The sequence below is a fragment of the Geobacter anodireducens genome, from assembly GCA_001628815.1.
Taxonomy (GTDB): Bacteria; Desulfobacterota; Desulfuromonadia; order Geobacterales; family Geobacteraceae; genus Geobacter; species Geobacter anodireducens.
In genome coordinates, this window is record CP014963.1 from 717,501 (window position 1) to 743,573 (window position 26,073).

The 26,073-nt window shown below is 61.2% G+C and carries 21 protein-coding genes, 1 tRNA gene, 2 rRNA genes and 5 pseudogenes (1 of these 29 cut by a window edge); 22 read left to right on the top strand and 7 right to left on the bottom strand.

What is annotated here, in order from left to right:
• Both A2G06_03410 and rrf read left to right on the top strand, forming a co-directional pair.
• Positions 1 to 339, top strand: a 23S ribosomal RNA gene (locus A2G06_03410) (it extends 2,621 nt beyond the left edge of the window).
• Positions 340 to 445: 106 nt separating this feature from the next.
• A 5S ribosomal RNA gene (gene rrf, locus A2G06_03415) occupies positions 446 to 562 on the top strand.
• Between the two features lie 107 nt (positions 563 to 669).
• Here the strand turns inward: rrf and A2G06_03420 are convergent.
• Together A2G06_03420 and A2G06_03425 are read right to left on the bottom strand one after the other, a co-directional pair.
• A complete protein-coding gene (locus tag A2G06_03420; protein ANA39575.1) occupies positions 670 to 1,416 on the bottom strand; it encodes an adenylyltransferase in 747 nt (248 codons plus the stop codon).
• Between the two features lie 73 nt (positions 1,417 to 1,489).
• On the bottom strand, positions 1,490 to 2,344 hold the full coding sequence (locus A2G06_03425; protein ID ANA39576.1) for an RNA polymerase subunit sigma-70: 855 nt from the start codon (positions 2,342 to 2,344) through the stop codon (positions 1,490 to 1,492).
• A gap of 286 nt (positions 2,345 to 2,630) precedes the next feature.
• Here A2G06_03425 and A2G06_03430 point away from each other — a divergent pair, with 286 nt between their 5' ends.
• The 14 genes and pseudogenes from A2G06_03430 (at position 2,631) to A2G06_03495 (ending at position 14,459) form a co-directional block, all read left to right on the top strand.
• Complete coding sequence (locus A2G06_03430) at positions 2,631 to 3,704, top strand: branched chain amino acid aminotransferase (GenBank protein ID ANA39577.1); 1,074 nt, start codon at positions 2,631 to 2,633, stop codon at positions 3,702 to 3,704.
• 111 nt (positions 3,705 to 3,815) lie between these two features.
• A complete protein-coding gene (locus A2G06_03435) occupies positions 3,816 to 3,980 on the top strand; it encodes a hypothetical protein (GenBank protein ID ANA39578.1) in 165 nt (54 codons plus the stop codon).
• Positions 3,981 to 4,241: 261 nt separating this feature from the next.
• Positions 4,242 to 6,838: pseudogene (locus A2G06_03440) on the top strand (ATP-dependent chaperone ClpB).
• 117 nt (positions 6,839 to 6,955) lie between these two features.
• Entirely contained in the window at positions 6,956 to 7,783 is an 828-nt protein-coding gene (locus tag A2G06_03445) for a polysaccharide deacetylase (protein ANA41584.1), read from the top strand.
• A gap of 73 nt (positions 7,784 to 7,856) precedes the next feature.
• Positions 7,857 to 8,696 carry a 4-diphosphocytidyl-2C-methyl-D-erythritol kinase gene (locus A2G06_03450; protein ANA39579.1) on the top strand — a complete coding sequence of 280 codons (840 nt, stop codon included), beginning with the start codon at positions 7,857 to 7,859 and terminating at the stop codon, positions 8,694 to 8,696.
• A gap of 54 nt (positions 8,697 to 8,750) precedes the next feature.
• Positions 8,751 to 8,825: transfer RNA gene (locus A2G06_03455), tRNA-Gln, on the top strand.
• 63 nt (positions 8,826 to 8,888) lie between these two features.
• A pseudogene (locus tag A2G06_03460) lies at positions 8,889 to 9,832 on the top strand (phosphoribosylpyrophosphate synthetase).
• 39 nt (positions 9,833 to 9,871) lie between these two features.
• Positions 9,872 to 10,456 carry a 50S ribosomal protein L25/general stress protein Ctc gene (locus A2G06_03465; protein ID ANA39580.1) on the top strand — a complete coding sequence of 195 codons (585 nt, stop codon included), beginning with the start codon at positions 9,872 to 9,874 and terminating at the stop codon, positions 10,454 to 10,456.
• Between the two features lie 33 nt (positions 10,457 to 10,489).
• Positions 10,490 to 11,071, top strand: a complete 582-nt coding sequence (locus A2G06_03470; GenBank protein ANA39581.1) for a peptidyl-tRNA hydrolase — start codon at positions 10,490 to 10,492, stop codon at positions 11,069 to 11,071.
• A 40-nt stretch (positions 11,072 to 11,111) separates the two neighbouring features.
• Positions 11,112 to 12,205 (top strand): annotated as a pseudogene (locus A2G06_03475) (GTP-binding protein YchF).
• 145 nt (positions 12,206 to 12,350) lie between these two features.
• Complete coding sequence (locus A2G06_03480; protein ID ANA39582.1) at positions 12,351 to 12,704, top strand: 30S ribosomal protein S6; 354 nt, start codon at positions 12,351 to 12,353, stop codon at positions 12,702 to 12,704.
• Between the two features lie 20 nt (positions 12,705 to 12,724).
• Positions 12,725 to 13,036, top strand: coding sequence for a 30S ribosomal protein S18 (locus A2G06_03485; protein ID ANA39583.1), 312 nt, complete (start codon positions 12,725 to 12,727; stop codon positions 13,034 to 13,036).
• Positions 13,037 to 13,048: 12 nt separating this feature from the next.
• A pseudogene (locus A2G06_03490) lies at positions 13,049 to 13,992 on the top strand (hypothetical protein).
• A 20-nt stretch (positions 13,993 to 14,012) separates the two neighbouring features.
• A complete protein-coding gene (locus A2G06_03495; protein ID ANA39584.1) occupies positions 14,013 to 14,459 on the top strand; it encodes a 50S ribosomal protein L9 in 447 nt (148 codons plus the stop codon).
• A gap of 225 nt (positions 14,460 to 14,684) precedes the next feature.
• On the opposite strand, the gene A2G06_03500 is transcribed toward A2G06_03495, so the two are convergent.
• The 3 genes from A2G06_03500 to A2G06_03510 form a co-directional block, all read right to left on the bottom strand.
• Positions 14,685 to 15,542 carry a cytochrome C gene (locus A2G06_03500; protein ANA39585.1) on the bottom strand — a complete coding sequence of 286 codons (858 nt, stop codon included), beginning with the start codon at positions 15,540 to 15,542 and terminating at the stop codon, positions 14,685 to 14,687.
• 277 nt (positions 15,543 to 15,819) lie between these two features.
• Positions 15,820 to 16,710, bottom strand: a complete 891-nt coding sequence (locus tag A2G06_03505) for an RNA pseudouridine synthase (protein ANA39586.1) — start codon at positions 16,708 to 16,710, stop codon at positions 15,820 to 15,822.
• A gap of 85 nt (positions 16,711 to 16,795) precedes the next feature.
• Positions 16,796 to 17,506 carry a cytidylate kinase gene (locus A2G06_03510; protein ANA39587.1) on the bottom strand — a complete coding sequence of 237 codons (711 nt, stop codon included), beginning with the start codon at positions 17,504 to 17,506 and terminating at the stop codon, positions 16,796 to 16,798.
• 211 nt (positions 17,507 to 17,717) lie between these two features.
• Here A2G06_03510 and A2G06_03515 point away from each other — a divergent pair, with 211 nt between their 5' ends.
• On the top strand, positions 17,718 to 18,455 hold the full coding sequence (locus A2G06_03515; protein ID ANA39588.1) for a hypothetical protein: 738 nt from the start codon (positions 17,718 to 17,720) through the stop codon (positions 18,453 to 18,455).
• A 428-nt stretch (positions 18,456 to 18,883) separates the two neighbouring features.
• Here the strand turns inward: A2G06_03515 and A2G06_03520 are convergent, their stop codons facing one another.
• Entirely contained in the window at positions 18,884 to 20,485 is a 1,602-nt protein-coding gene (locus tag A2G06_03520) for a chemotaxis protein (protein ANA39589.1), read from the bottom strand.
• Positions 20,486 to 20,721: 236 nt separating this feature from the next.
• Positions 20,722 to 22,374, bottom strand: a complete 1,653-nt coding sequence (locus A2G06_03525) for a hydroxylamine reductase (GenBank protein ID ANA39590.1) — start codon at positions 22,372 to 22,374, stop codon at positions 20,722 to 20,724.
• 213 nt (positions 22,375 to 22,587) lie between these two features.
• Here A2G06_03525 and A2G06_03530 point away from each other — a divergent pair, with 213 nt between their 5' ends.
• From A2G06_03530 to A2G06_03550, 5 genes and pseudogenes are all read left to right on the top strand, one after another.
• A complete protein-coding gene (locus A2G06_03530) occupies positions 22,588 to 22,929 on the top strand; it encodes a hypothetical protein (GenBank protein ID ANA39591.1) in 342 nt (113 codons plus the stop codon).
• A gap of 149 nt (positions 22,930 to 23,078) precedes the next feature.
• Positions 23,079 to 23,462 (top strand): hypothetical protein, encoded by a 384-nt coding sequence (locus tag A2G06_03535; GenBank protein ID ANA39592.1) that lies wholly within the window; start codon positions 23,079 to 23,081, stop codon positions 23,460 to 23,462.
• Positions 23,463 to 24,616, top strand: a pseudogene (locus tag A2G06_03540) (ABC transporter permease).
• Complete coding sequence (locus tag A2G06_03545; protein ID ANA41585.1) at positions 24,617 to 25,294, top strand: ABC transporter ATP-binding protein; 678 nt, start codon at positions 24,617 to 24,619, stop codon at positions 25,292 to 25,294.
• A 157-nt stretch (positions 25,295 to 25,451) separates the two neighbouring features.
• Entirely contained in the window at positions 25,452 to 26,042 is a 591-nt protein-coding gene (locus A2G06_03550) for an SAM-dependent methyltransferase (protein ID ANA39593.1), read from the top strand.
• The last annotated feature ends 31 nt before the right edge of the window (positions 26,043 to 26,073 follow it).

A 26,073-nucleotide genomic window follows, 5' to 3' on the forward strand; every position in this document is an offset into this window, starting at 1 on the left:
GCGGTACGCGAGCTGGGTTTAAAACGTCGTGAGACAGTTTGGTCCCTATCTGCCGTGGGCGCAGGATACTTGAGAAGAGCTGTCCTTAGTACGAGAGGACCGGGATGGACGTACCTCTAGTGTTCCAGTTGTTCCGCCAGGAGCATTCGCTGGGTAGCTATGTACGGAAAGGATAACCGCTGAAAGCATCTAAGCGGGAAGCCTCCTTCAAGATTAGGTATCCCCGGGACGCAAGTCCCCTGAAGGCCCGTTGTAGACCACAACGTTGATAGGCCGGGTGTGTAAGCGCAGCAATGCGTTCAGCTGACCGGTACTAATCGGCCGTGAGGCTTGACCATAATTTATTTCCGAGCTTTATTCATACGGGGGTGGTAACCCCACCCCCACTATCTACCCCTACTCAATCTCGATCAATGCAATTGACTTAGATACATTTATACCGTTTCTCGGTGGCTATGCCGAGGGGGTCACACCCGTTCCCATCTCGAACACGGAAGTTAAGCCCCTCTGGGCCGATGATACTGCACGGGTAGCTGTGTGGGAAAGTAGGTCGCCGCCGGGATTTTTTCCAACCCCCCTGGTCCTCTACGGATCAGGGGGGTTCTTTCGTTCGGTCATCCGATCCCCACCCCTTCTGCCCAAACACCGCCACCGCACAACCCCCTCCCCCTACTCCCCGCATGCTCCACAGCCGGCACGCCGGCCAACACCGATCTCACGAAATCGCAGCGACAGGCTGTCATACGTGAGCAAACGCCCCGTCAGCAATTCTCCGACTCCCAGCAGGTGCTTCAATGCCTCTGTCGCCTGCAACGAGCCAATCACCCCTGGTAATACCCCCAAAACTCCGGCGCGGGAACAACTGGTCGCTATCTCTGGCGGGGGCTCTTCCTCGAAGAGGCATCGATAGCATGGCGATCTGTGGGGATGAACCGTCATGGTCTGCCCCGTGTAGCGCAGGATCCCGCCGTGCGAGAAGGGAGTGCCCGCATGGACGCATGCATCGTTGATCAGGAACTTTGAGGCAAAGTTGTCGGTGGCATCGATGACAAAGTCATAGTCTGCAAGGATGGTCCGGAGAGTTGCCTCGTCTACTCTTACCGGGTACGTGCGGACCTGGACGTCTGGGTTCAGTTCATGCACGGCGTCACGGGCTGATTCGACTTTGAGGCGGTCTATACCGGCAGTAGAGTGAAGGATCTGGCGCTGGAGATTGGAGAGTTCAACCCGGTCCGAATCGGCGATTCCGATGGTTCCGACGCCGGCGGCTGCCAGGTAATAGGCCGCCGGTGAGCCGAGGCCGCCTGCGCCAATGATGAGCACCTTACCGTTAAGGAGTTTTTCTTGTCCCTCCGGGCCGACTCCTTCCAGAATGAGATGCCGAGCATATCGCTCCTGTTGGGTACTTGTGAGCATACGGTCACCTTGAATGTGATGTAAAAAAAGCCCCACCCGTTCAGAGGTGGGGCCTTGAGTGCTGACGAAGCGGTCAGGCCGGTCGCGTCTCTGCCATAATGGGGACAAGGTATGACTTTATCTTGCGGAGAGCGGCCTCTTCGATTTGGCGAACCCGCTCGCGGGAGATCGAGAAGCGATCAGCGATATCTTGAAGGGTGAGCGGAGAATCCGCTGTCACTCGCTGCTCGATGATAAAGCGCTCCTTCTCGTTGAGCTTGTCGAGAGCTCCGGCAATATGCTGCTTGAGCAGTTCGGACTCCTGAAGCTCAGCCAGGGAGTCCTCCTGGTTCTGCCGCTCGTCGGCCAGTGTTTCGAGGATGGTGAGCCCGTCGCCGTCCTTGATTTCTGCGTCGAGGTAAAAGTCGCCGCGCATCCTCTGGTCCATTTCTAGAATCTCGGATTCTTTTACGTGGAGCGAGGCAGCCGTTGCTTCGATGTCGTCCGTACCCGTGAGTCCCTTGATCGCGTTTTTGGCTTGATTCAATTTGAAGAACAGTTTTTTTTGTGCCTGGGTCGTGCCTATCTTCAGAAGGCTCCATGCCGAAATGATGTGGTTCTGAATATATGCGCGAATCCACCAGACCGCATAGGAGATGAGACGTATCCCTTTGTATGGATTGAATTTGCGCACTGCCATCATCAGGCCGATGTTGCCTTCCTGAATGAGGTCGAGCATTTTCAAACCATAGGAGCGATACTCGAAGGCAACCTTGACAACGAACCGAAGATTCGAGGTGATGAGGGTATGGGCTGCCTCCAGATCTTTCTCCTCGTAAAATTTAACCGCAAACCGGTATTCCTCATCGGGAGTGAGGACGGGAAATTTTCTGAGTTCTCTCAGGTAGACGGTCAGGCTGTCCGCAACAACAGGCAAGCTCATTGACATGTAACGCGCCTCCCAGGGTGATTATTTTAGCACTCAGTGTGCCCGAGTGCTAATAATGTAACAAGGAGGGTGCCAAAAATCAAGCTGGTAGCGACCCATTTCTCTTTCTATGCGTGATATTCCCGTTGGTGAACGATGGGGTGCTGGATGCCTCCGGTGGAAATGCCGTGAGCGATCAGCCTCATGGCTGACAGCGCAAAACATCTTGCCGCGCCTGGGATGCTGTGATAAACCGATTTATATAAACTGAGCCGACGCTTGGCGCCGGCTAACGGAGGTCCTGAGGATGGAAATCAGAGTTGCACCACTTCCCGCTGAGCAGAAGAAGCAAAAGGCCACCGACGAAACAGCTCTTGGCTTTGGTCGTCTATTTACCGACCGGATGCTTGTTGCCGAATGGAAGGTCGGGCAGGGCTGGGTCGATGCGCGCATTGAGCCCTATGCTCCGTTTTCGCTGGATCCTGCCTGTGCGGTATTTCACTATGCCCAGGAAATTTTCGAGGGACTCAAGGCCTATAAGTGGTCCGATGGTTCCATTGCGCTTTTCCGCCCCGAAATGAATGCCCGGCGCTTCAACCATTCTGCGGAAAGGCTCTGCATGCCCGAGGTGCCGGAAGATCTCTTCGTCGGCGGCATCGAGCAACTGGTGGCACTCGAGCGTGACTGGATTCCGGCGTCTGAGGGAACCTCCCTGTATATCCGCCCCACCATGATAGCCGTGGAGCCGGTACTTGGCGTAAAGCCTTCCGACCATTACTACTTCTATGTGATTCTGTCGCCGGTGGGAGCTTACTATGCTGCGGGATTCAACCCGGTAAAGATCATGGTGGAAGACACGTATGTGCGCGCCGTGCCCGGCGGCACCGGTGAAGCCAAGACCGGCGGCAACTACGCATCGTCGCTCAAGGCCGGCCTCGAAGCGAAGAAGAAGGGATTCGACCAAGTCCTCTGGCTCGACGGCGTCCACCGCCGCTATATCGAAGAGGTGGGGGCCATGAACATGCTGTTTGCCTACGGCAAGACCATAGTCACCTCTCCTCTCACGGGCACCATTCTGAACGGCATAACCCGCGATTCGGTTCTGAAGCTGGCCGCGAGCCGCGGTTACACCATCGAAGAGCGGTTGATCGACGTGAACGATCTCATGGCCGATATCCGAGCCGGCAAGGTGACCGAGGCCTTTGGCAGCGGCACTGCCGCTGTCGTCAGCCCCGTCGGCATCCTGGCGTACAAGGACGAGAGCGTGACTGTGGGCGACGGTGGCGTCGGGCCGATCACCCGGGAACTCTATGATGCTCTCACCGGCATCCAGACGGGTCGAATCCCCGACACCTTCGGCTGGATCCGCAAGATTTCCTGATTGTGCCAGGGAAGGCGGAGGGCGGCGGTAACGCGCCTTCCGCCTTTTCATAACATTCATGTTGCCATGGCGAATGAGGAGATTGCTCCGGACACCCCAGCAAAGGTCACCATGAAACGGAAGCCCGAAGCCAACAAGCTCTGTCTTTCCTGTCGCCGCCCGTGCAAGCAGGCCGCCGCGGTCGTCATCTCCTCCTGCCCCCGCTACTATCCCGGCCCCAAGATCAAGCGGGAGAACTGGAAGCAGTTGGAGTTCGATCTCATTTCTTCCCTCTAGCGTTCCATGTGGCGGGTTCCTGCTCGAAGCTGCCGCCCTTGTAGTCACTGCCGGCAGGGCGGCCTCTTGACAGGGCTTGGCTCTGCCCGCGTCGCCGCGCCTTGGCGATGGCCACGATCCCCCGCAATTCCTTCGCAGGACTAACCGTACGGGATACGAGCGGTCTCTCGGCTTTCTCCCCTGAAAACCCTTCCTTCCCTTCCTTGACATCCTCCCGGTGCGTGCCTATGTTTTTCCTGAAGCAGGAAAGGAGAGCGCCCAATGATCAGACCCGAGAAAATGACCATAAAGACCCAGGAGGCCCTGGCCGGAGCCCAGCAACTGGCCGCACGCCAGGGTAACGGCTCCATCGAGCCGGAGCACCTTCTGGTCTCGCTCCTTGAGCAGGAAGGGGGGCTCATTGCCCCGATCATCCAGAAAGTGGGAGGGGCGCCGGCCGCGCTGCGGAGCACGGTGGATGCGCTGGTGAAAAAGCTTCCCCAGGTGAGCGGGGCCACGGCCCAGGCCTATCTTTCGCCTGCTCTCAACCGGATACTCGATGCGGCCCAGCGTGAAGCCGATGCCATGAAGGATGAATTCGTTTCCACCGAGCATCTTCTCCTCGGCTTCTTTGCCGAGCGGCAGTGCGCGGCTGCCCGGGCGCTCCTTGATGCCGGAGTCAGTCGGGATAACGTTCTGGCGGCCCTGGTGGAGATTCGCGGCGGCGAGCGGGTTACCGACCAGAATCCCGAGGATACCTATCAGGCCTTGACCAAGTATGCCCGCGATCTGACCGACCTGGCCCGTCAGGGAAAGCTGGATCCGGTTATCGGCCGCGACGACGAGATCCGGCGGGTGCTCCAGGTGTTGTCGCGGAGGACAAAGAACAATCCGGTCCTGATCGGCGAGCCCGGGGTGGGCAAGACCGCCATCGTGGAGGGGCTTGCCCAGCGGATCGTCTCCGGTGATGTGCCCGAGACCCTCAAGGATAAACGGCTCGTTGCCCTCGACATGGGGGCGCTCATTGCCGGTGCCAAGTATCGCGGCGAATTCGAGGAGCGCCTCAAGGCGGTCATCAAGGAGGTTGCCAAGTCCGAGGGCAGGGTCATCCTGTTTATCGACGAGCTTCACACCCTGGTCGGGGCCGGTGCAGCCGAGGGGGCAATGGATGCGTCCAACATGCTCAAGCCGGCGCTTGCCCGGGGAGAGCTCCACTGCATCGGCGCCACGACGCTCAATGAATATCGCAAGTACATCGAGAAGGATGCGGCCCTTGAGCGGCGGTTCCAGCAGGTCTATACCGGCGAACCGTCGGTGGAGGACACTATCGCGATCCTGCGAGGGCTCAAGGAAAAGTACGAGAACTATCACGGCATCCGGATCAAGGACAGCGCCATCGTCGCGGCCGCTACCCTGTCGGACCGCTACATCACCGACCGCTTTCTCCCCGACAAGGCAATCGACCTTATCGATGAGGCTGCCTCGCGCTTGAGGATAGAAATCGATTCCATGCCCACGGAAATCGATGAGGTGGAGCGGAGAATCATTCAGCTGGAGATCGAAAAACAGGCCCTGCTGCGGGAGAGCCAGGATCCCCACGCCCAGGAGCGGCTGAAAAAACTCGCCGACGAACTGGAGGAGCTCAAGGCCAAGTCGGCCGAGCTCAAGGGACACTGGCAGCGGGAAAAGGACATCATCGGCCGGGTAAGCTCGCTCAGGCAGCGCCTCGAAGAGAAAAGGGACGAGGCGAAGAAAGCCGAGCGTGAAGGCAACTTGGCCCGGACGCCGAGATCCGCTACGGCGAGATCCCGGCCATCGAGAGGGAGATCGACGACAGAAGTGCGGAGTTGGAGGATATCCGCAAGGAAGGAAAGATGCTGCCGGAAGAGGTGGATGGCGAGCTGGTGGCCGAGATTGTCGCCCGGTGGACCGGCATTCCGGTTTCCCGCATGATGGAAGGCGAGGCGGACAAGCTGGTGCACATGGAGGACCGGCTGAAAACCCGAGTCGTCGGCCAGGATGAGGCACTCGTGCTGGTGGCAAACGCCATTCGCCGGGCCCGGTCCGGTCTCTCGGACCCCAACCGGCCCATCGGCTCGTTCCTGTTTCTGGGGCCCACCGGCGTCGGCAAGACCGAAACCGCCAAGGCCCTGGCGGAGTTCCTGTTCAACGACGACCAGGCCATCGTTCGCATCGACATGAGCGAATACCAGGAAAAGCACACCGTTGCCCGGCTCATCGGCGCCCCGCCGGGCTACGTGGGATACGAAGAGGGGGGGCAGCTTACCGAGGCGGTCAGACGGCGACCCTATTCCATCGTCCTCTTCGACGAGATCGAGAAGGCACATCCGGAGGTTTTCAACGTGCTCCTTCAGGTACTGGACGACGGGCGGCTCACCGACGGACAGGGGCGCACGGTCGACTTCCGCAACACGGTCATCATCATGACGAGCAACCTTGGTTCCCAATGGATTCAGCAGTACGGTTCCAGTGACTACGCGCGCATGAAGGCCATGGTCACCGAGACGCTCAAGGAGGGATTCAAGCCCGAATTCCTCAACCGGATCGACGAGGTCGTGATCTACCACGCGCTTCCCCTTGAGCAGATCAAGAAGATCGTCACTATCCAACTGGAATACCTGAAGCGGCGGCTCGCTGACCGGCACATCTCCCTTGAAATGAGCGACAAGGCCCGGGAATACCTGAGCCGCGAGGGATATGACCCGGCTTACGGCGCCCGGCCCCTCAAGCGGACGATCCAGCGGAAGATTCAGGACCCGCTGGCCCTGGCACTCCTGGAGGGAAAATTCCAGGAGGGGGATACGGTCAGGGTCGACCTTTCCGTGTCAGGAGAAGAGCTTGTCATCACAAAGAAATAGCATTGCCACCGATTATGGCGTGTCGGCGGGCTTCGTTCCTGAAGCCCGCTTTTTTTGTTTCCGGGAACTGTGTAAGGCGTTACTATGGTCGGTATCTGATTCGGCGAGGTGATGAGCGTGGCCGCACGACGGATATGCAGGGCGGCAGGGATCTTTGCGGCAGTCGTTGTTCTGCTTTCCGTGAGTCGGCCGGTGGTGGCAGGCGGCGCCGGAGAGGGGGGCGGTGAGGGGTATGCCGCCCTGCGGCAGCGTGTGGTTCAACGCTTTGCCGGACGGATGCCGACCCAGTGGGGGGAGGCGGTTACTGGTGTCATTACGCATCTTCGGCCTGGCAAGAGGGAGGTCGCCCTTACCCTGGACGCCTGCGGAACCGCCCGGGGCAAAGGGATCGACAACCGCCTCATCGCCTTGCTGGAACGGGAGGGAATCCCGGCAACCCTGTTCGTCAGCGGCCGCTGGATCGAGGCGAATCCCGGCGAGTTCAGGCGACTGGCCGCGAACCCCCTGTTCGAGATCGCCAATCATGGCGACCGGCATCGCCCCGCCTCGGTAGTGGGACGGTCGGCCTACGGCATCGCCGGCACGGCCGGCATCGCCGAACTGGTTGACGAAATTGAGCTCAATGCCCGGCGCATCCAGGATGTGACCGGTCGGAGACCCGGGTTCTTCCGTTCCGGGACCGCCTACTATGACGAGGTTGCCGTGGAGGTCGCCGGTGTTCTGGGGCACCGAGTGGCTGGCTTTTCGATTCTAGGGGATGCCGGGGCAACCTTCTCTTCCGAGCAGGTCCGGCAGGCATTGCTGGCAGTCGCTCCCGGCGATGTGGTCATTCTCCATATGAACCATCCGGAGGGCGGAACCGCCGCCGGCGTTGAGGCTGCGCTCCCCCTGCTGCGGGCCAGGGGGGTGCGGTTCGTGACCCTCTCGGAAGGCACGGGTGACTGAGGCGGTTTCTCCTTGTGTTGACCGTACGTTTGTCTTACAAAAAACTTTTCATTTCCCCACAGGCGGAGACGACATGAAGAAACTGACGCTCAAGGCCCCGGCCAAGGTCAATTACCGCCTCGATGTTCTGAGGCGGCGCCCCGACGGCTACCATGACCTGCGGATGATCATGCAGCGGATAGATCTCTGTGACGTTATAGAGATTTGCCTTTCGGACAAACCCGGTATCCGCGTTGTCTGCGGACGGAACGGGGTGCCCGACGGCCCCGGCAACATTGCCTGGCGTGCCGCTGACGCCCTGCTCGCCCTGTCCGCCGACAAGCCAGGTATTGATATTGCCATAACCAAAAGGATCCCGGTGGCGGCCGGTCTCGGTGGCGGAAGCAGTGACGCGGCGACGGTGCTCATGGGGGTGAACGAGCTGCTGGGACTGGATCTGCCCGAGAGCCGCCTACGGGAGATCGGCGTCGCGCTCGGCGCGGACGTGCCGTTTTTCATCTTCGGCCGGACAGCGCTTGCCGAAGGGATCGGCGAAGAGTTGACCGCCATCGACCAGGTGCCTGCCGCCTGGATCGTGGTGGTCAATCCCAATGTTCCCGTCTCGACGGCATGGGTCTACCAAAATTTGCAATTGACAGGGGAAGCCGCCAGGGTTACAATTCCTCGCTTCTTTGAGAATGTCGCGGATGTCTGCGCGATCCTCTCCAATGACCTTGAGTCGGTCACTATCCCCCGCTACCCGGTTATCGGCGAGATCAAACGGGAACTCCTCGTTGCCGGGGCGCTCGGCTCGCTCATGTCGGGGAGCGGGCCAACGGTTTTCGCCCTCTTCGATGATGAGGGCGCAGCCGTCCGCACGGCCGAGGCGATGCGCGCGCGGGGATGGTTCGCCGAAGCGGTCAGGACAATCTGAGCGGAGCCGTGCCGGGTACGTGCAAGCCCGACAGGCACGGCGCATACGACACAGTGGGGTGTCGCCAAGCGGTAAGGCACCGGATTTTGATTCCGGCATTCCAAGGTTCGAATCCTTGCACCCCAGCCACGTTACCCACTCATTTCCATCCGGCGTCCGGTGGAAATTATTTTTTGTGGCAAGGCAACGGTCATGAATCAGAAAATCAGGGTGTTCAGCGGCAATTCCAACCGGGGCCTGGCGGAAAGCATCTGCGCCAACCTGGGTCTTCCCCTCGGCAAGGCCAACGTCAAGACCTTTTCTGACGGCGAGGTCATGGTGGAAATCGGCGAAAATGTCCGTGGACGTGATACCTATGTGGTGCAGTCCACCTGCGCCCCCACCAATAACAATCTCATGGAGCTCCTCATCATGATGGATGCTCTGAAGCGTGCTTCTGCGGCCACCATCACGGCGGTGGTCCCCTATTACGGCTATGCCCGGCAGGATCGCAAGGTCGCTCCCCGCACCCCCATCACCTCGAAGCTGGTGGCCGACCTGATCACCACCGCCGGCGCGGACCGGGTGGTAACCGTTGATCTCCACGCGGGGCAGATCCAGGGATTCTTCAATATCCCCGTAGACAACCTCTATGCCGCTCCGGTCATCCTCGAGCACCTCAAGCAGCGCTTTCCCGAGAACTCCATCGTGATGGTTTCCCCCGATGCCGGCGGAACCGAGCGGGCACGGGCCTTTGCCAAGCGTCTCGGCTGCACGTTGGCGGTCATCGACAAGCGCCGGACCGGGCCCAACGTGGCCGAAGTGATGCATCTCATCGGCGATGTGGCGGATAAGACGGCCATTATTCTCGACGACATGATCGACACGGCGGGAACGCTTACCCAGCTGCCCGCGCGCTCAAGGAGCACGGCGCCAAGACCATTTATGCCTGCGCCACCCACGGTGTTCTCTCCGGCCCGGCCATAGAGAGGATCAATAATTCCGACATCGAAGCGGTAGTGATAACCGACACGATTCCCCTCGGCGACAAGGAGCAGCAGACCAGCAAGGTAAAGGTGCTGTCCGTGGCCAATCTCCTGGCCGAGGCAATCCGGCGGATCCATGAGGATGAATCCGTAAGTTCGCTGTTTGTGTAATCTGGCGATCGTAACGTAACGACTGATACTGGAGGATGTATGGAACAGAAAACGATGAGCATAGAACTGAGGGAGGGGAGCGGCAAGGGCGTCGCCCGCAAGCTCAGGGCCCAAGGCGTCGTGCCCGGCGTGGTTTACGGCAAGGGTATCGATCCGGTTTCCGTCAAGGTCGCGGCCAAGGACCTCGCTGCAGCCATCGCCGGTGAGGGAGGCGTCAACAGCCTTATTACCCTGGCGGGAGGAGGCAGCCTCAGCGGAAGCACCGTCATCGTTGCCGACATGCAGCGCAATCCTTTGCGGGGCGATTTCCTGCACGTGGACTTCCTCCGCGTTTCGCTTGACGAAAAGGTGAAGGTGCATGTGCCCGTAGTCGCGGTCGGAACCTGCGCCGGCGTCAAGGAGGGCGGCATGCTCGAAGTGGTGACCTACTCCCTTGATGTTGAGTGCCTTCCCGCTGCGATTCCCGAGGCCATCAACGTCGACGTCACCAATCTTGCCATTGGCCACACCATTCACGTGAGCGGGCTCGTCCTGCCCGCAGGGGTCAAGGTGCTCAACGACCCCGAGACACCAGTGGTGAGCATTCACGGAAAGGCAAAGGAAGAAGCTCCTGCGGCGGAGTAAACCCGCCGCAGGGCTTCACGCCTCGTCGACCACATGGCAACAAAGCTGATCGTCGGGCTGGGGAATCCCGGCCCGAAATACCTATGGACCCGCCACAACGCGGGTTTCATGGTTTTAGACCGCCTTGCCCACGCCATCGGCGCATCGGTTGCCAGGAAGAGTTTCTCCGGCGTCTTCGGCGAGGCGGCCTGGCACGGCGAGCGGCTTCTCCTGCTCAAGCCCCAGACCTACATGAATCTCTCCGGGCGCTCGGTGGCCGAGGCGCTCCGTTTTCACAAGCTTCCGCTTACCGACACCATCGTGATTCATGACGACCTCGACATCCCCTTCGGCCGCGTCAAGGTCAAGGAGGGGGGTGGGCACGGCGGGCACAACGGCCTTCGTTCCCTTGTGCAGGAGCTTGGCGGAGCAGGCTTTGTCCGGGTGAGAGTCGGGATCGGCAGGCCGGTCCATGGTGATGTGGTTAATTACGTCCTGACCAATTTCAGCCAGGGAGAAATGGCGGATCTTGCCCACCTGCTCGACGGCACCCTCGACCTCCTGGAGTCGCTCTTGACTGCCGGGCTCCCCAAGACCATGAGTCTGTACAACAACAAGGATCTTCTGGCCCCCTGACAGCCAGGGGTGCGGACCTCCTCCCCAAGGAAGGATACACATGGGTTTCAACTGCGGTATCGTGGGACTGCCCAACGTGGGAAAGTCGACCATCTTCAATGCCCTCACCTCGGCGGGAGCCGAGTCGGCCAACTACCCCTTCTGCACCATCGACCCCAACGTCGGCATCGTGCAGGTGCCGGATGTGCGGCTCGACCGGTTGGCGGAGATCGTCAACCCCGAGCGCATCCTGCCGACCACCATCGAGTTCGTCGACATCGCCGGCCTGGTCAAGGGTGCCAGTCAGGGGGAGGGTCTCGGCAACCAGTTTCTCGGCCATATCCGCTCCGTGGATGCCATTGTCCACGTGGTGCGCTGTTTTGAGGACGAGAACGTGGTGCACGTGAGCGGCAGCGTCGATCCCCTGAGAGATATCGACATCATCCAGACCGAGCTGGCTCTTGCCGACCTGGACAGTGTCGACAAAAAGCTACAGCGTGTCGAAAAGCAGGCAAAAGGCGGCGACAAACGGCTCAAGGAAGAAAGTGAATTCTACGCCCGCCTCAAGGCGGCCCTGGAACAGGGGGTCCCCGCGCGCCACGCCCAGGTGGCCGACGAAGAACTCCCCTGGCTGCGGGACCTCCATCTGCTGACCGACAAGCCGGTGCTCTACGTGGCCAATGTGGCCGAGGACGACCTTGACGGCGCGCACCCGGCGGTGGCCAAGGTGCGGGAGCTGGCCGAGCGGGAGGGGGCGCGGGTAGTCACCATCTGTGGCCGGATCGAGCTGAGATCGCCGAGCTGGACGGGGATGAAAAAAGGGTGTTTCTCGGGGAGATGGGGCTTGCGGAGTCGGGGCTCGACCGCCTGATCCGCATGGGCTACGAACTGCTCGGGCTCATCACCTATTTTACCGCAGGCAAGAAAGAGGTCAGGGCGTGGACCATCCCGGTCGGCACCAAGGCGCCCCAGGCGGCAGGCGTTATCCATACCGATTTCGAAAAAGGGTTCATTCGGGCCGAAGTCATTGCCTACGCCGACTACATCGCGGCGGGCGGCGAGTCCGGGGCCAAGGAAAAAGGGCTCATGCGGCTCGAAGGAAAGGAATACGTGGTTCAGGATGGCGATGTCATGCATTTCCGGTTCAACGTCTGACCGGCGCGCGATTGCGGTGATGCGGGAAATTCTCCTTGAACTTCAAGGCGTTTTGTAGTACACAATTACTTTTCCACTGCAGCTCAGGCTGCAACTCCTTGCTCCGGCTGAAGCCGGGGCTACCAAACCGTGAGGAGGAAGTAGAATGGTCAGGATGTATGAAACAATCGTGATCGTCCAGCCGGAACTCGGCGACGACGAGCTCAAGGGGCTCACTGCCAAGGTGACGGACATCATCGGCTCCTTCAAAGGGGTTCTTCACCGCCTTGAGGACTGGGGTGTCAGAAAGCTTGCCTATCCGGTGAAAAAGAGTGCGCGGGGTCGGTATTACTACATCCGTTTCGACGGCGACGCACCTCTTATCGCCGAACTGGAACGGCGCCTGCGTCTTGATGACAAGGTGCTGCGCTATCAGAGCGTGAAGCTTGAAAAAGAGGCCACCGCTCCCGCACCGAAGGCCGCGCCCGTCGAGAGCGCTCCTGCAGTCGAAGCCGAATAAGCATACGGAGGATCACATAGATGAGCGAAGAAAGAACCGAAAGACCTGAAAGAACCGAGCGGCCCGAAAGACCTCAGCAGCGGAGCGGCGGCCCGAGGAAGAGAAGACCGTTCCAGCGCAGGAAGGTATGCCGCTTCTGCGCGGACAAGACCCTGGTGATCGACTATAAGGACCCCCGCGTCCTCCGTTCGTTCATTACCGAGCGCGGCAAGATCGTTCCCCGCCGCATCTCCGGCAACTGTTCAGCCCACCAGCGGGAGGTCACCGAGGCGATCAAGCGGGCCAGGAACATCGCCCTGATCCCGATCGCGTCGACCCACGTCATCGCCTAAGCGTCACGGGAGATGGAGAACAGTCTCAGGGGCACCCTGCTCGATATCGTCAAAGGGTGCATCGCAACGGCGGCGCTCTTCATCGCCTACCTGGAACTTCCGGTCATCGGCATGCTTGCGGGGGCGGCCGTACCGCTCCCGCCCTGCTCTATGATCTCAAGCGGGGCAGATGGCCCGGCATGGCTGTCGTGCTGGCCTCGGCGCTCATATTCATGCTGATTGCCGGCCCTGCGGGAGCCCTCCTGTATGTATTGCAGGCGGGCATTTTTTCCCTGGCATTGCCGCGTTTCCTCGCCATGGGCGGGGGGGCCGCGCGGGCTCTCGCATCGGCCGTGGCCGTAACGGTGGCGGTCATTACCGTCGCAGCGGTCGGCTACGGGATCACCCGCGGTGTCACCATCGAGGGGCAGGTCGCCGAGTCGTTGCAAACCAGCATATCCCAAGCGGTCCAGCTCTATGAGAAGAGCGGCGTGAGCGGCACCGATCTCGACGAACTGCGCGAGGGGATGGATCGGGCCGCCAAAACGCTTGCGCAACTCTATCCATCGCTCTTTATCGTGGGGATTACCCTGGCCGGGGGGCTGAACCTGCTGCTGCTGCAGCGGTTCGGGCGCCGGCTGGGCTTTGCGGTGCCCGGGGGCTCCTTCGGAACATACCGGAACCCCGACCATCTGGTCTGGCTGCCGATTTGTGCGGGGTTTGCCCTGCTGGCCGGCCACGATGTGGTGACGGCCGTAGCGCTGAACGTGCTGGTCCTGACCGGTTTTCTCTACTTCATTCAAGGGATGGCGATCATCATTCATCTGTTCGACCGCCATGCCGTACCGGCATTTTTGAGGTATCTGCTGTATTTCCTGCTCTTCGTGCAGGCGTATCTGGTCGTAGCGGTGGCGTTGTTCGGGCTGTTGGATCTCTGGGGCAACTTCCGCAGACCGCGAATCCCAACAAACCTGTAAAACAGGCTAGGAGGAAAGACATGCAAGTCATTCTGAAAGAAAACGTAGAAAATCTCGGCCACATCGGCGACATTGTCAAGGTTGCACCCGGTTATGCCCGCAACTATCTGATACCCCGCAATTTTGCCATCGAAGCAACCGAAAAGAACGCCAAAGCCCTTGAGCACGCCAAACGTCAGCTGGAGTACAAGCGCAACAAGGTCCTCGAACAGGCCCGGGTGCTTGTCGCCAAGATCGAGGGGGTGAGCCTGAGTATTTCGCACCAGGCAGGGGAAGAGGGCAAGCTCTTCGGTTCGGTCACGAATATGGAGCTCGCTGAACTGCTCAAGGCCCAGGGCGTCGAAATCGACCGGAAGAAGATCGTGCTTGCCGAACCGATCAAGCATGTGGGTGAATTCATTGCCGTGGTAAAGGTCCACCCGGAGGTTACCGCCAACCTGAAGGTCGTGGTGACCAAGGCTGAGTAGCAACCACACCTGATAACGCAGCCGACGAAACGGTCTCCCCTGGGAGACCGTTTTTTTTGTGTTCCCTTGCACGCAGTAGTCATGCGGTTGCCCGTGCCGTGAGGTGCCGACTGAACGAGAGACGCATGGAGTGGGGCGGCCTCCCTGCCCGTCACGATCATACGCAAAGAGGGCCTGCACCCTGTTCGGATGCAGGCCCTCTTTGCGTTCTACTTCAGGCGAGAGTTACTTCTTTTTCTTGTCTTTCGCCGGAGCTGCCTTGGCGGGCTCCCCCTTTGCCGGGGCTGACCAGCGGTTCAGGTCGTGGGCGATGCTGTGGCAGTCGCCGCAGGTGCCGAATTTGGCCATCATCGGCGCGGGGTGCGGAGTGCCGTGGCAGCTCTGGCAGGTCGGCACCATCTTATGCTTCTCCTGGTGGCAGTACACGCAGGCGAGGGACTTGTGCTTGGCGGTGCTGGCGCTCAGGAGGTCGACGGCTTTTTTGTGACAGGCGCCGCAATCCTTGTTGGGCACTTCCTTGCCATAGACGACGTTCTTGGGCATGTGAGCCTTGTGGCACTTCTTGCAGTCTGCCTGGGTCTGCTCGGCATAGTGCGGCTTGTGGCACTGGGTGCAGGCCGGGATTTTGCCGTGGACGTTGTGGCAGGTGGAGCAGTAGAGGTTGGTGTGCTTGCTCTTGAATTCCTTGAGCTGCGTGATCTGCTGGGAGTGGCAGGTCAGGCAGGGGTCGGTGATGTTGCCCGACAGAACGATGTTAAGCGGCGTGTGGGGATTCGTGTGGCACCCCATACAGTTTGCCAGTTCGTAGTGCTTTTTGCCGCTGTGGCACTGGCTGCACTGGGGAATGTTGTTCTTGGACTGGGGACGGTGGCCGGCATGGCAGTCGAAGCAGGTGATCTTCTTGTGACCGGCACCGGCGCTGGCCACATCTGCCGGGGGCTGGGTGTGGCACTTGACGCAATCGTCCTGCACCAGTTTGGCGGTGGCCTGAGCAGCCTGGGAGTCGGGTGTCCCCAGGCAGAGCATTGCAGCCAGGGCCAGGGCCGACACGGCAATGAGCCTGATACGTCGTACAGCGTTCATCGTTCCTCCTTTGTGCGTTTGGCACGAATAGTATGTGCTCCGCTTCCGGGCGGAAGAGAGCGTGAATCGCGGGACAAACCCGGAGCAAGCCAAGAGAAAAGCGGGGAGATTATGCCATTTCTGGGGGGCACAGTCAATTAGAAAAAGGTAATTCTGAGAGGGGTGAACCCATTGAAATCGCAAAGAAATAACGCTATGAGGTCTTTATGGTTACACTGAGGGCTGTGTTTCGGTTGAAAAAGGGGTGCGTGGGCGGGCGTATCCGGCCGCGTGCGGTTCAGTCGGGACTGCAGGCAATGTCACGAAGGAGATCATGCCACGAAAGAGGTGCCATGGTCGGCAGGTGCAGGATGAAAGCAGGCGGAAGAGGCGCATGAACGATCAGCTTCCGGCCGGTGGCGGGATGGATGAGGGAGACCCGAAAGGCGTGGAGAAGGTGGCCCGGATACCCCGTCAACAGGGTTCCCCGGTAACGGCGGTCGCCCCGCACCGGGTGGCCGCTGGCGGAAAGATGCTTGCGGATCTGGTGCATCCGTCCGCTGGTGGGGGTGACGAGGACGAATGAGGCAGCCGTATCGCGGGCAAGGGTGCGGAAGGCCGTGTGCGCGTCCTTGCCGTCAAGGGGGGTGTCGATGGCGCCCGCGTCGGGCAGGTTGCCGTCGGCCACTGCCAGGTAAAGCTTGCCGAGGCCGTCTTCCTTGACATAGCGTCCCAGCATGCCGGCGCTGGAGGAGCTTTTCGCCAGGATCGTCGCTCCGGACGTGCCGCGGTCCAGGCGGTTGACCGGCCGCAGTTTCACCGGGGTGCCGCGCCCAGCCATGAAGTGTTCGGCCAGTTCGACCAGGTTTGCCTCGCCGGCCTCGGCCGTGCGATGGACCGGCAGACCGGCAGACTTGTTGACGATGACGCAGTAGTCGTCTTCCCACAGGATGTCGAGTTGGGGTCTGGCGGCGGCAAGGAACTGGCGGGTGCGGTCGCTTTCCTTGAGGGTTGCCGTATTGCCGGTGGCAAGGATGGTGTCGGGAGCGACGGTTCCGCCACTGATCTTCAGGTGCCCGGCTGAAATGAGTTTCCTGATATAGGAGGAGGGGGCCGCAGGCAGGAGGTTGCGCAGAAAACTCTCGGCGCTGCGGCAATGATCGATGTCCGTTATCTGATAGGTGAGCATGGGGCGAGTATACATGGGCCATGTACGAGCATGCAAGGTAAACGGCAGCCGGGGGCGGTCGCCCGCCCCCGGTTCGACGGGTGGTTCAGTTGCCCTTCTTGGCGGCAAGATAGTCGACAATGGTCCGGGCGATGAGGTCCGAGGAGTTCCGGTCATTGTTGAAGGCCAAGTGGTAGAGGCTCAGGTCGCTGATGTCGCGGTCGAGGAAGTCGCGGATGAAGCGGTCGCGTTCTTTCTGTTTCCGCTCCACCAGGTGTTCCGCCTCCTGGAGCGGCAGTTTCGCCCTGCGGGCGATGGAGCGGACTTTGTACTCATGGGAGGCATAGATGCGGAAGTGGAAGCAGTTCGCCATGCTCTGGGTGATGACGGTGCTTCCGCGTCCGATGAGAATCACGTTGCCGGCGTCAGCCAGCGAGACGATCTGGTCGCAGAGGATGCGGAAGTAGTCCCGCTCGCTTTTCCACTGGGGCGAGAGCGTGGCGATCATGTCGTCCAGGAAGCGGGGACGATGGCCGAGGGAGCTGAAAACCTCAGTGGAAACATCGAGGTGTTTCGCCGCCTCCTCCAGCAGCCCTTTGTCCATGATTATCCATGGTTCCCCCGACTGCCGGTCCAGTATCTCCTTCAGGCGCTCGGCCATGGGAAAGGCTTCGCAGCCGAACTCCCGGGAAATGGTGACCGTCGGCCGGGTTCTCCCTTTTTTTCTCCCCTCCGATTCGTCCTTCATGCGGCGTGTGACTTCCAGCATTCCGGCGATTCTCTGTTCGATGGACGGCACAAGTAGTTTTTCCGGCATGGCCTCCTCCTTTCGGGCGCCGATTCGGTGACGCCGCTCCAACAATCACGGCCCTCTGGTACTAATTGTGCCCTTGCCCGGAACGGAGTCAAGGGGTTGAGTCGACGTCTTATTGTGGGATACTTGAATGCCATGGGCGGGCAGGAGCGATCCGGCCCGCTGATGCCGGCCGAAGAGGGGGGGACCGTTAATGCGTTACAGTGGTTGGGGAATGAGGGTTCATGCTGTCCTTGCCGCGGCAGTCGTGGTTCTGTGTGTGGGCTCGGTGGCCGGGGCAGCGCCGAAGGTTCCCGAAAAGCTCGTGTACGAGTTGTCGTGGGCCGGCGTCCCGGTCGGCACGGCCACCCAGGAGGTTGCGGATGAGGGGGATGTCCGCACAATCGTCTCCACGGCCCGGTCCAACGACTGGTTGTCGGTCTTTTTCCCCGTGGAGGACCGGATCGTGAGCAGCTACGACCGGCATCGGGCGCCCTTCCCCGGCCTGGCCCGCCACTACCGGCTCCAGACCCGGGAGGGGAACCGGCGGCGGGACCGGGAGATCGTGTTCGAACAGGAGCGCGGAGTGGCCCGGTTTACCGATCACAAAACCGGAGAAAAGGTGAATATCCCTATTCCGCTCGACACCATCGACGTGTACGGCAGTTTTTACTACGTGCGCTACCTGCCCCTTGAGGTGGGCACGTCCCACCACCTGAATATCCTTGACAGCAAGCGCCAGCGACTTATCGAGGTGCGGGTCCTGCGCAAGGAAAAGCTCAAAACCGTGCTCGGCGAAGTGGAAACCATCGTCATCCAGCCACTGGTCTATTCGGAGGGTGTGTTCGAGGGAAAGGGGACGGTGCACATCTGGCTCACCGATGATGAGCGGCGCATTCCGGTGCGGGCGCGAACCAGGGTCACGGTGGGGAGCGTGACGGCAACGCTGGTGGAGAGGACTCCTGGAAAGTAAGAGACAGGGAGGAAGCACCGGGAAGGCAACCGGGATCAGTCCACGGGGCTGAGGGGGAGAGGGCCGAGGATGTCTGCCGGGAGTTCGGGCGGGTAAGCCATCCGGGCAGCTCTGTGGTGATGACGGATTGCGCGATAACAGTTGATGGCGTTGCAGTTCGCAGGCAAACTCTCAACGGAGAATAGAGGCCAAGGACTGGAGACGCTTGAGCCAGCCAGGGCATGGAGAAGCGCCAATACACGTCCCGGCCGGCCTGGGGAGCCCGGAAAGCTCCGGACGGTGCCGGAGGCGGAACGCAAGCCCCTGGATGAGATCGTCCACGACGGGAAGTATCAGGTGTCGGTTCAACGCCGCACCGCAGCGGGCGAAGAAAAGGCGTGGAGGACAATCTCCACGCCTTTGTCTTCCATGGTTGTCGATGAGGATGATCAACCCATGCGGAAATGGCCCACCATCTGTTTGAGCTCTTCGGAAAGCGCCCGGAGGCGGTTTGCCGCCTCGGCTGATTCCTGGGCTTCCCTGGCCGTTTCTCCCACCACCTGGGTTATCGCGTGGATGTTGTTGCTGATCTCCGTCGTGGTTGCGGTCTGCTGTTCGGCCGCGGTGGCGATCTGGCTCACCTGCTGGGCGACGGAATCGATCTGGGCCTTGATCTCGGCAAGGACGGCTCCCGACTCGCCCGCCTTCTGGGTACTGTCCTGCACTATGGTGACACCGTGGTTCATGGACGACACTGCCGCCGAAGTCTCCTGCTGGATGGACTTGATCATCTGGCTGATCTCTTTGGTGGCCCTGGTTGTCCTTTCCGCCAGGGCGCGAACCTCGTCGGCCACCACGGCAAACCCGCGCCCCTGCTCACCGGCCCGGGCCGCCTCGATGGCGGCGTTCAGCGCAAGGAGATTGGTCTGGTCGGCAATGTCCTCGATGGTTCCCACGATCTCTCCTATCTGGTCGCTTCGGGTGCCGAGGTTCGCCACGCTCTGGGCCACATCCCGGACCTGGCCGTATATGGCGTCCATTGCTTCAACCGTTGCCATGACCACGGACGCGCCGGAATCGGCGGATCCATTGGCCTTGCCGGCACTTCCGGCCGCCAGGGCGCAGTTGTGGGCGATTTCGAGGGACGTGGCAGCCATCTCCTCACTGGCCGTTGCCACGGTACCGGCCTGTGACGCCACCTCTTCCGCCCCGGTGGCGATCTGGATCGCCACTCCCTGCAACTGACCGGCGGCAGCGGCCACCTGGTTCGATGCGGCAATGACGTGTACCAGGGTGGCGCCCATCCCTTCGAGCATCGTGTTGACCGAGCCGGTCAGAAGGTCGATTTCATCCTTTCCGCCTCCCTTTTGCAACCGTACGCCGAGATTGCCGCCAGCCGCCTGGGCAAGGACCTCCACCGCCTGCTCAAGTCGTGCCAGGGAGCGCGTGACAAGGATTTTGATCAATGCCGCCGACAGGGCGATGAATATGAATACCAGGCCGCCGACAATCCAGGCGAGGCGGTTGAAGGAACTCATGAACTCACTTTCCTTGACACCGACGTAGAGTACGCCGATGGTCTTGCCGCTGGCATCCTTGATGGGATCATAGGCCGTGAAATAGGGGGTGCCGAGGATTTCCGCCTTTCCCCGGTACGGCTTCCCTTCCTTGAAGATGGCATCATGGGCCGGCCCCTGCAGGGCCGTCCCGACGGCCCTGCTTCCATCGGCCTTGAGCACGTTCGTGGAAACCCGCTTGTCTCCCATGAAGATGGTTGCCGTTCCTCCGCACAGCTCTTTCAGTTTGTCGGGGAGCTCGAAGTTGCCGCTGACCCCGTAGTCGCCAACCTTCAGGGTACCGCCCACCACGGTCCACTCCTTGCCCTTGTGCTCGAGCAGCTCCCAGAAGGTCTTCATCCGGCTTTCCTGGGACTCCGTTGCCAGTTTCGACATGTCCCGGTGAAGGATCGACATAACGACGACACTGGTGATTACTACCGATACGGCGAGAAGAGATGCGCAGATGAGGGAAATTTTCGTGCTGAGTTTCATGGCAAGCCTCCCGATCGTATCCCGTGGAGTCGTTTTGAGCCTGCTCTGATGGTCCGGGAAGGGGGAGCCGTGCATTCTCCAACGGTTTATGCATACTTATCGGCACGGCTTGCAATGCCTTGAGGGTTTTTTATGAAAGATTTTTTATATTGTTTTGTGTGTGAATTAGGGGGACAAAAGGAAAAAGGCGCGGAGAGCGGGCTCCGCGCCTTTTCTGCTGGTGATTCGTGACGGTGCTACTGACCCAGGGCTGCCTTGAGGTCGGCTTCCACCGTGGTGATGGGGCCCAGGTTGAAGTTCTCAACCAGGAAGTTGAGGACGTTCGGGGTGACAAAGGCCGGGAGGCTGGGGCCGATCTTGATGTTCCTGATCCCCAGGTGGAGCAGCGACAGGAGGATGACCACCGCCTTCTGCTCGTACCAGGAGAGGATCATGGACAGGGGCAGATCGTTCACGCCGCAGTTGAAGGCGTTGGCCAGAGCCAGGGCGATCTGGAGAGCCGAGTAGGCATCGTTGCACTGGCCGATGTCCAAGAGCCGCGGAATGCCGCCGATGTCGCCGAACTCGAGCTTGTTGAAGCGGTACTTGCCGCAGGCCAGGGTCAGAATGACGCAGTCCTGGGGCACCTTCTCGGCCAGTTCGGTGTAGTAGTTGCGGCCCGGCTTGGCGCCGTCGCAGCCGCCGATGAGGAAGAAGTGCTTGATGGCGCCTGCCTTCACTCCTTCGATGACCTTGTCGGCAACGCCGAGGACGGCGTTGTGGCCGAAGCCGGTGAGGATTTCCTTCTCCGGCGCATCCGCCAGCTCGGGGCACTCAAGTGCCTTGTTGACGACCTCGGAGAAGTCCCAGCCGGAGATGTGCTTTACGCCGGGCCATCCCACCTGGCCCCAGGAGAAGAGGCGGTCCTTGTAGGAGTCGGCCGGCCGCTGGATGCAGTTGGTGTTGAAGATGATGGCGCCGGGGAAGTGGGGGAATTCCCTGGCCTGATCCTGCCAGGCGCCGCCGAAGTTGCCGTAGAGGTGCGGATACTTCTGCTTCAGGCCCGGATAACCGTGTGCCGGGAGCATCTCGCCGTGGGTGTAGATGTCGATCCCCTTGCCGGCGGTCTGCTTGAGGAGTTCTTCGAGCATGCGCAGGTCGTGGCCCGACACGAGAATCCCCTTGTTCCTCCGGGTGCCGGTGGGCACCTTGGTGGGGACCGGATGGCCGTAGTTATCCACGTGCCCCTCGTTCAGCATGCCCATTACCGTGATGTTGAGCTTGCCGCACTCCATGGAGAGTCCGACGAAGTCCATGAGCCCCTTGGCGGGGTCGGCGGTGGCTGCCATGGCCTTGTGGAAGAAGGCGAAGACCTCTTCGTTCTTCTTGCCGAGGATGTAGGCGTGGTCGGCGTAGGCCGCCATTCCCTTGAGGCCGTAGATGAGGATCTCGATGGCGGAGCGCACGTCGGCGTCGGTATGGTGGGTGTTGATGCCGTGCTCGAGTCCCTGCTTCACGAGCCCTTCGAGATCGCCGGCGATGACCCAGGCGGCGGGACCGTCAGCGACCGCCGGGGCGTGGCCGCCGTTCTTCTCGCGGTAGGCGGTCTCATAGAGGGACTTGGCCTTTTCCTTCATGTCGTAGCAGGTGCGGAGCTTGCCCGCGAGGCTGACCGGATCGAAGTCCACGTTGGTGACGGTGGTGAAGAGCCCCTCGATCATGAAGAGGTCGATGGCCTCGTCCCTGGCGCCCAGCTCGCGGGCCTTGTCCGCGTAAATGGCGAGCCCCTTGAGCCCGTAGAGCATCAGATCCTGCAACGCCGCGACTTCGGGATTTTTCCCGCAGACTCCCATGATCTCGCAGCCGACGCCCTTGGCGGCTTGTTCGCACTGGTTACAGAACATTCCCATTTGTGTTTCCTCCTTGGTAGTTGGTTGTGTTCAACGGATCGGTACTGGGTAACTATAGCCGCGATCCGCCGGTTTTCAATGGTGCGTGTTTCTTTGATATCCCAGCGGCAGGCTGATCTCCTTGACGTGGGTCAAGGTTTGCATCTTTGACGGGCACGCGGCCGCGGCGTTTTCGGGTTGACAAGGACACCGCGAACTTCATAAAGTTAAGCCATGTGTTCGGGAATTATTCGCATCGTCTCTCTCCTCATCCTTGTGGCGGCCTTGCTCGTCTGTTCCGGCATTGCCGAGAGCAGCGTGTTCGCCACGGACATGCCGATTGCGGATACGTGCTGCCCCGTGCAGCCCCAGGAGCAGGACACGGACCGGGACACCATGCCGGTGCCCTGCTCCGATGCCGCGTGCGCCTGCCCGTCGTGCCTTGTGGCCGACGAGCCGACGCGGCACATTCCTTCGATTCCCCATACAGAGGGATGCTGCGGCGCCGTTGCCGTGCGCTCCCTGCCGCCGTCTCCCGTTGCGCCCCCCATAGAGTATCCCCCCGAATCGGTCTGATTTCCTCCCTTCTCTGGTAGTGCCGTCAGTACTATCGCCGGGCCGCCGTCCGTCGTTTCGTCCGTTCGTTCGCGCACGGTTCGGGGCGGTGGCGCGTCCGGGGCGCCATGGTGCGTCCGACTTTCATGTCCATTCAAGGAGATCAGAAAATGCGCAAGAACATGCTTATGGCTGTGACGATGCTCGTACTGGCGCTGGGTGCCCTTACCCTCACCGGCTGCAACGAGCAGATATTCAACGTGAACGACGTGGCCTCGGACCCCACGGCCTATACGGGCACCATCACCATCGCCGGGGTCATGGGGGGGACGTCGCAGGAGGACCGGACCGTCTTCGGCATCATGGATCTGAAGGAACTGGCCTGCACCACGCCGGGCTGTAACAAGATTTTCATCCCGATCCGCGCCAACGGAACGGTTCCCGCCCTGGGCGACGAGGTGCGGGTGACCGGCAGCTTCCGGACCGAGCCGGGCGGTCTCATCTTTGTGGCCGAAAAGATGAAGGTGGTGAAGAACCACAAGATCGGAGGGTAGATGAACATCACGAAACTGGTGGTTAAGAACATCACCCGCCGGCGGGGGAGGTTCGTGTTCACCCTCCTGGGCATCACCATCGGCATCGCCTCCTTTGTGGCATTTCTGGCCCTGGGGGGCGGGCTCAAGGAGGAGGTGCGGCGCGAGGCGGCCGCCCTGGGGGCGAACCTGGTGGTGACCCCCAAAGGGTCGTGCGCCTATGAGCAGGTATCGATTCTCACCGGCGAGCAGCTTCCCTCAACCATCACCATGGAGGAGGTGGGCCGGGTCGCCGCCATCCAGGGGCTCACGGCGGTGCCGGTCCTGACCGAGAAGACCGCCATCCGGAATCGTCCCGTGGGGGTGGCCGGCGTTCTTCCCGACGCCATGAAGCCGTTCAAGGGGTGGGAGGTGCGCAGCGGAGAGTATTTCGCGAACAACGACGAGCGGGTCGTCGTGGTCGGCGCGGCCGCGGCTGAATCCTTCGGCCTCAAGCCCGGCGACGAGGTGACCATCCGCGGGACGCGGCTGCCGGTAAAAGGCGTGCTGAAGGAGACCGGCAGCAAGGATGACACCACCCTGTTCCTGGCCCTCTCCGTGACCCAGGAGCTCTTCAAGGCCCCCGACAAGGCGTCGTTCGTGGCGGTGAAGGTGGACGACCTCTCCCGGACCGACGACTACATCATGAAGATCAAGGAAACGGTGAACGCGGGGGTCGTGTCGGACAAGCAGATGCTCAAGTCGGTCCTGGGCATCATCGGCACGGTGAACGTGACGCTCCAGTTGATCGCCGCGATATCGGTGCTGGCCGCGGCTTTCGGCATCGTCAATACCATGATGACCGCAACGTACGAGCGGCGGCGCGAGATCGGCATCCTCCAGGCCATCGGGGCGCGGCGCAGGGAAATATTCGCCATTTTTCTCATGGAGTCCGGATTCTACGGCCTCCTGGGCGGCATCTGCGGCGTCGCGGGCGGCCTGGCGGCGTCGGTCCTGGTCGGACCCATGGTAAATCAGAATGCCTTCCTGGCCTTTGTGAAGGGCAATGACCCTGCGGCGGTCCTGGACCCGAAGCTCATGGTCGGCTCCGTGGCCTTCTCGGTGGCGGTTGCCTGGTGGCCGGACTCTATCCCGCGTGGCGCGCCGCGCGGCTCACCCCAGTGGAGGCGATCAGCATGAGTGACGCAATCATCCGGACGGAAAACCTGACCAAAACGTACGGCTCCGGCCAGGTCACCACCCATGCCCTGCGAGGGGTGAGCCTGGAGATCCCGCGCGGCGCGTTCTGCGCTATCGTGGGGCCTTCGGGGCACGGCAAGAGCACCCTCATGCACCTGGTGGGAGGGCTCGATCGACCCTCGGCCGGCCAGGTGGCCGTGGACGGCATCGAGCTGACCGGTCTTGCCAACAGTGACCTGGCGCGGTTGCGGGCCGAAAAGATCGGCTTCGTGTTTCAGTTCTTCAACCTGTTGGGCAGCCTCACGGCCGAGGAGAACGTGGCGGCGGCCATGATGTTTGCGGGCATCCCGGAAAAGCGGCAAAAGGAACGAGCCCGGGAATTGCTGGAACTGGTGGGGCTCGAGGAGAAGCTGGGCGCGCTGCCCCGCCAGCTCTCCGGGGGGCAGCAGCAGCGCGTGGCCATTGCCCGTGCCTTGGCCAACGACCCCGACATCCTCCTCATGGACGAGCCCACGGGCAACCTGGATTCGGCCGCAGAGGCCGAGGTGCTGGCGGCCGTGGCTGAGCTCCACCGTCAGGGGAAGACGGTGGTGATCGTTACCCACAACCCGGAGATCGCCCGCCAGGCCCAGATGGTGGTGGAGATCAGGGACGGCCGGCTGGCCTCGGCCTGATGGAACGTGTGCCGCATGACCGTGCGGACGGCCCGCCCCCGAGAGGAGGCGGGCTTTTTTTATGCCTCAAGGTATGGTAGTTGTGCTTGGTAGGACATGAATCGCGCCTGTCCCGGAACGGCATCCCGGGGCAGACGGTGGTCAGGGGAGGGGCGGAATGGGTGAAGAGCAGGAGCGGTGGGACCAGCGCTACCTTTCGGATGAGTGTCTGCTGGGGGAGCGGCCGTCGCGGCTTCTTGCCGAGTGGATCGATGAACTGAAGCGGCTCTGTCCCGGCCGGCGTGCCCTGGACATCGCCTGCGGCGAGGGGCGGAACAGCATCTTCCTGGCCCGGCACGGGTTTGCCGTCACCGGCCTCGATATCTCACCCGTGGGGCTGGACAAGGCCCGGCGCTGGGCGGGGCGGGAGCGGCTCTCCATCGATTTTCGGCTGACGGATCTTGAGGGGTATCGGATCACCGGAACCTACGATCTGATCATCAACTTCAATTTCCTCCTTCGGGACTTGATTCCCCACGAGGTGGCGTCCCTTGCGCCGGGCGGGATGCTCATCTTCGACACCATCCTCCAGTCGCCCACGGCGCCGGTGCCCCACAAAAAGGAGTATCTGCTGCAGCCCGGCGAACTGGCGCGGCTGTTCGCCCCCTTCCCGGGGACCGTTCTCTACCACGCAGAATTTCCCGACGATGCCACGCCCACGGCAAAGCTCATCTTCCGGAATACGCCGGGCGTGCAGGCTGACGGGTAACGGGAGGGCGGTGCGGTGCGGCTTTTGACAT

Coding starts and splice junctions, on each gene's coding strand:
- A2G06_03420 (ANA39575.1), bottom strand. CDS start 1,416: ATGCTCACAAGTACCCAACAGGAGCGATATGCTCGGCATCTCATTCTG.
- A2G06_03425 (ANA39576.1), bottom strand. CDS start 2,344: ATGTCAATGAGCTTGCCTGTTGTTGCGGACAGCCTGACCGTCTACCTG.
- A2G06_03430 (ANA39577.1), top strand. CDS start 2,631: ATGGAAATCAGAGTTGCACCACTTCCCGCTGAGCAGAAGAAGCAAAAG.
- A2G06_03435 (ANA39578.1), top strand. CDS start 3,816: ATGAAACGGAAGCCCGAAGCCAACAAGCTCTGTCTTTCCTGTCGCCGC.
- A2G06_03450 (ANA39579.1), top strand. CDS start 7,857: ATGAAGAAACTGACGCTCAAGGCCCCGGCCAAGGTCAATTACCGCCTC.
- A2G06_03465 (ANA39580.1), top strand. CDS start 9,872: ATGGAACAGAAAACGATGAGCATAGAACTGAGGGAGGGGAGCGGCAAG.
- A2G06_03470 (ANA39581.1), top strand. CDS start 10,490: ATGGCAACAAAGCTGATCGTCGGGCTGGGGAATCCCGGCCCGAAATAC.
- A2G06_03480 (ANA39582.1), top strand. CDS start 12,351: ATGGTCAGGATGTATGAAACAATCGTGATCGTCCAGCCGGAACTCGGC.
- A2G06_03485 (ANA39583.1), top strand. CDS start 12,725: ATGAGCGAAGAAAGAACCGAAAGACCTGAAAGAACCGAGCGGCCCGAA.
- A2G06_03495 (ANA39584.1), top strand. CDS start 14,013: ATGCAAGTCATTCTGAAAGAAAACGTAGAAAATCTCGGCCACATCGGC.
- A2G06_03500 (ANA39585.1), bottom strand. CDS start 15,542: ATGAACGCTGTACGACGTATCAGGCTCATTGCCGTGTCGGCCCTGGCC.
- A2G06_03505 (ANA39586.1), bottom strand. CDS start 16,710: ATGCTCACCTATCAGATAACGGACATCGATCATTGCCGCAGCGCCGAG.
- A2G06_03510 (ANA39587.1), bottom strand. CDS start 17,506: ATGCCGGAAAAACTACTTGTGCCGTCCATCGAACAGAGAATCGCCGGA.
- A2G06_03515 (ANA39588.1), top strand. CDS start 17,718: ATGAGGGTTCATGCTGTCCTTGCCGCGGCAGTCGTGGTTCTGTGTGTG.
- A2G06_03520 (ANA39589.1), bottom strand. CDS start 20,485: ATGAAACTCAGCACGAAAATTTCCCTCATCTGCGCATCTCTTCTCGCC.
- A2G06_03525 (ANA39590.1), bottom strand. CDS start 22,374: ATGGGAATGTTCTGTAACCAGTGCGAACAAGCCGCCAAGGGCGTCGGC.
- A2G06_03530 (ANA39591.1), top strand. CDS start 22,588: ATGTGTTCGGGAATTATTCGCATCGTCTCTCTCCTCATCCTTGTGGCG.
- A2G06_03535 (ANA39592.1), top strand. CDS start 23,079: ATGCGCAAGAACATGCTTATGGCTGTGACGATGCTCGTACTGGCGCTG.
- A2G06_03545 (ANA41585.1), top strand. CDS start 24,617: ATGAGTGACGCAATCATCCGGACGGAAAACCTGACCAAAACGTACGGC.
- A2G06_03550 (ANA39593.1), top strand. CDS start 25,452: ATGGGTGAAGAGCAGGAGCGGTGGGACCAGCGCTACCTTTCGGATGAG.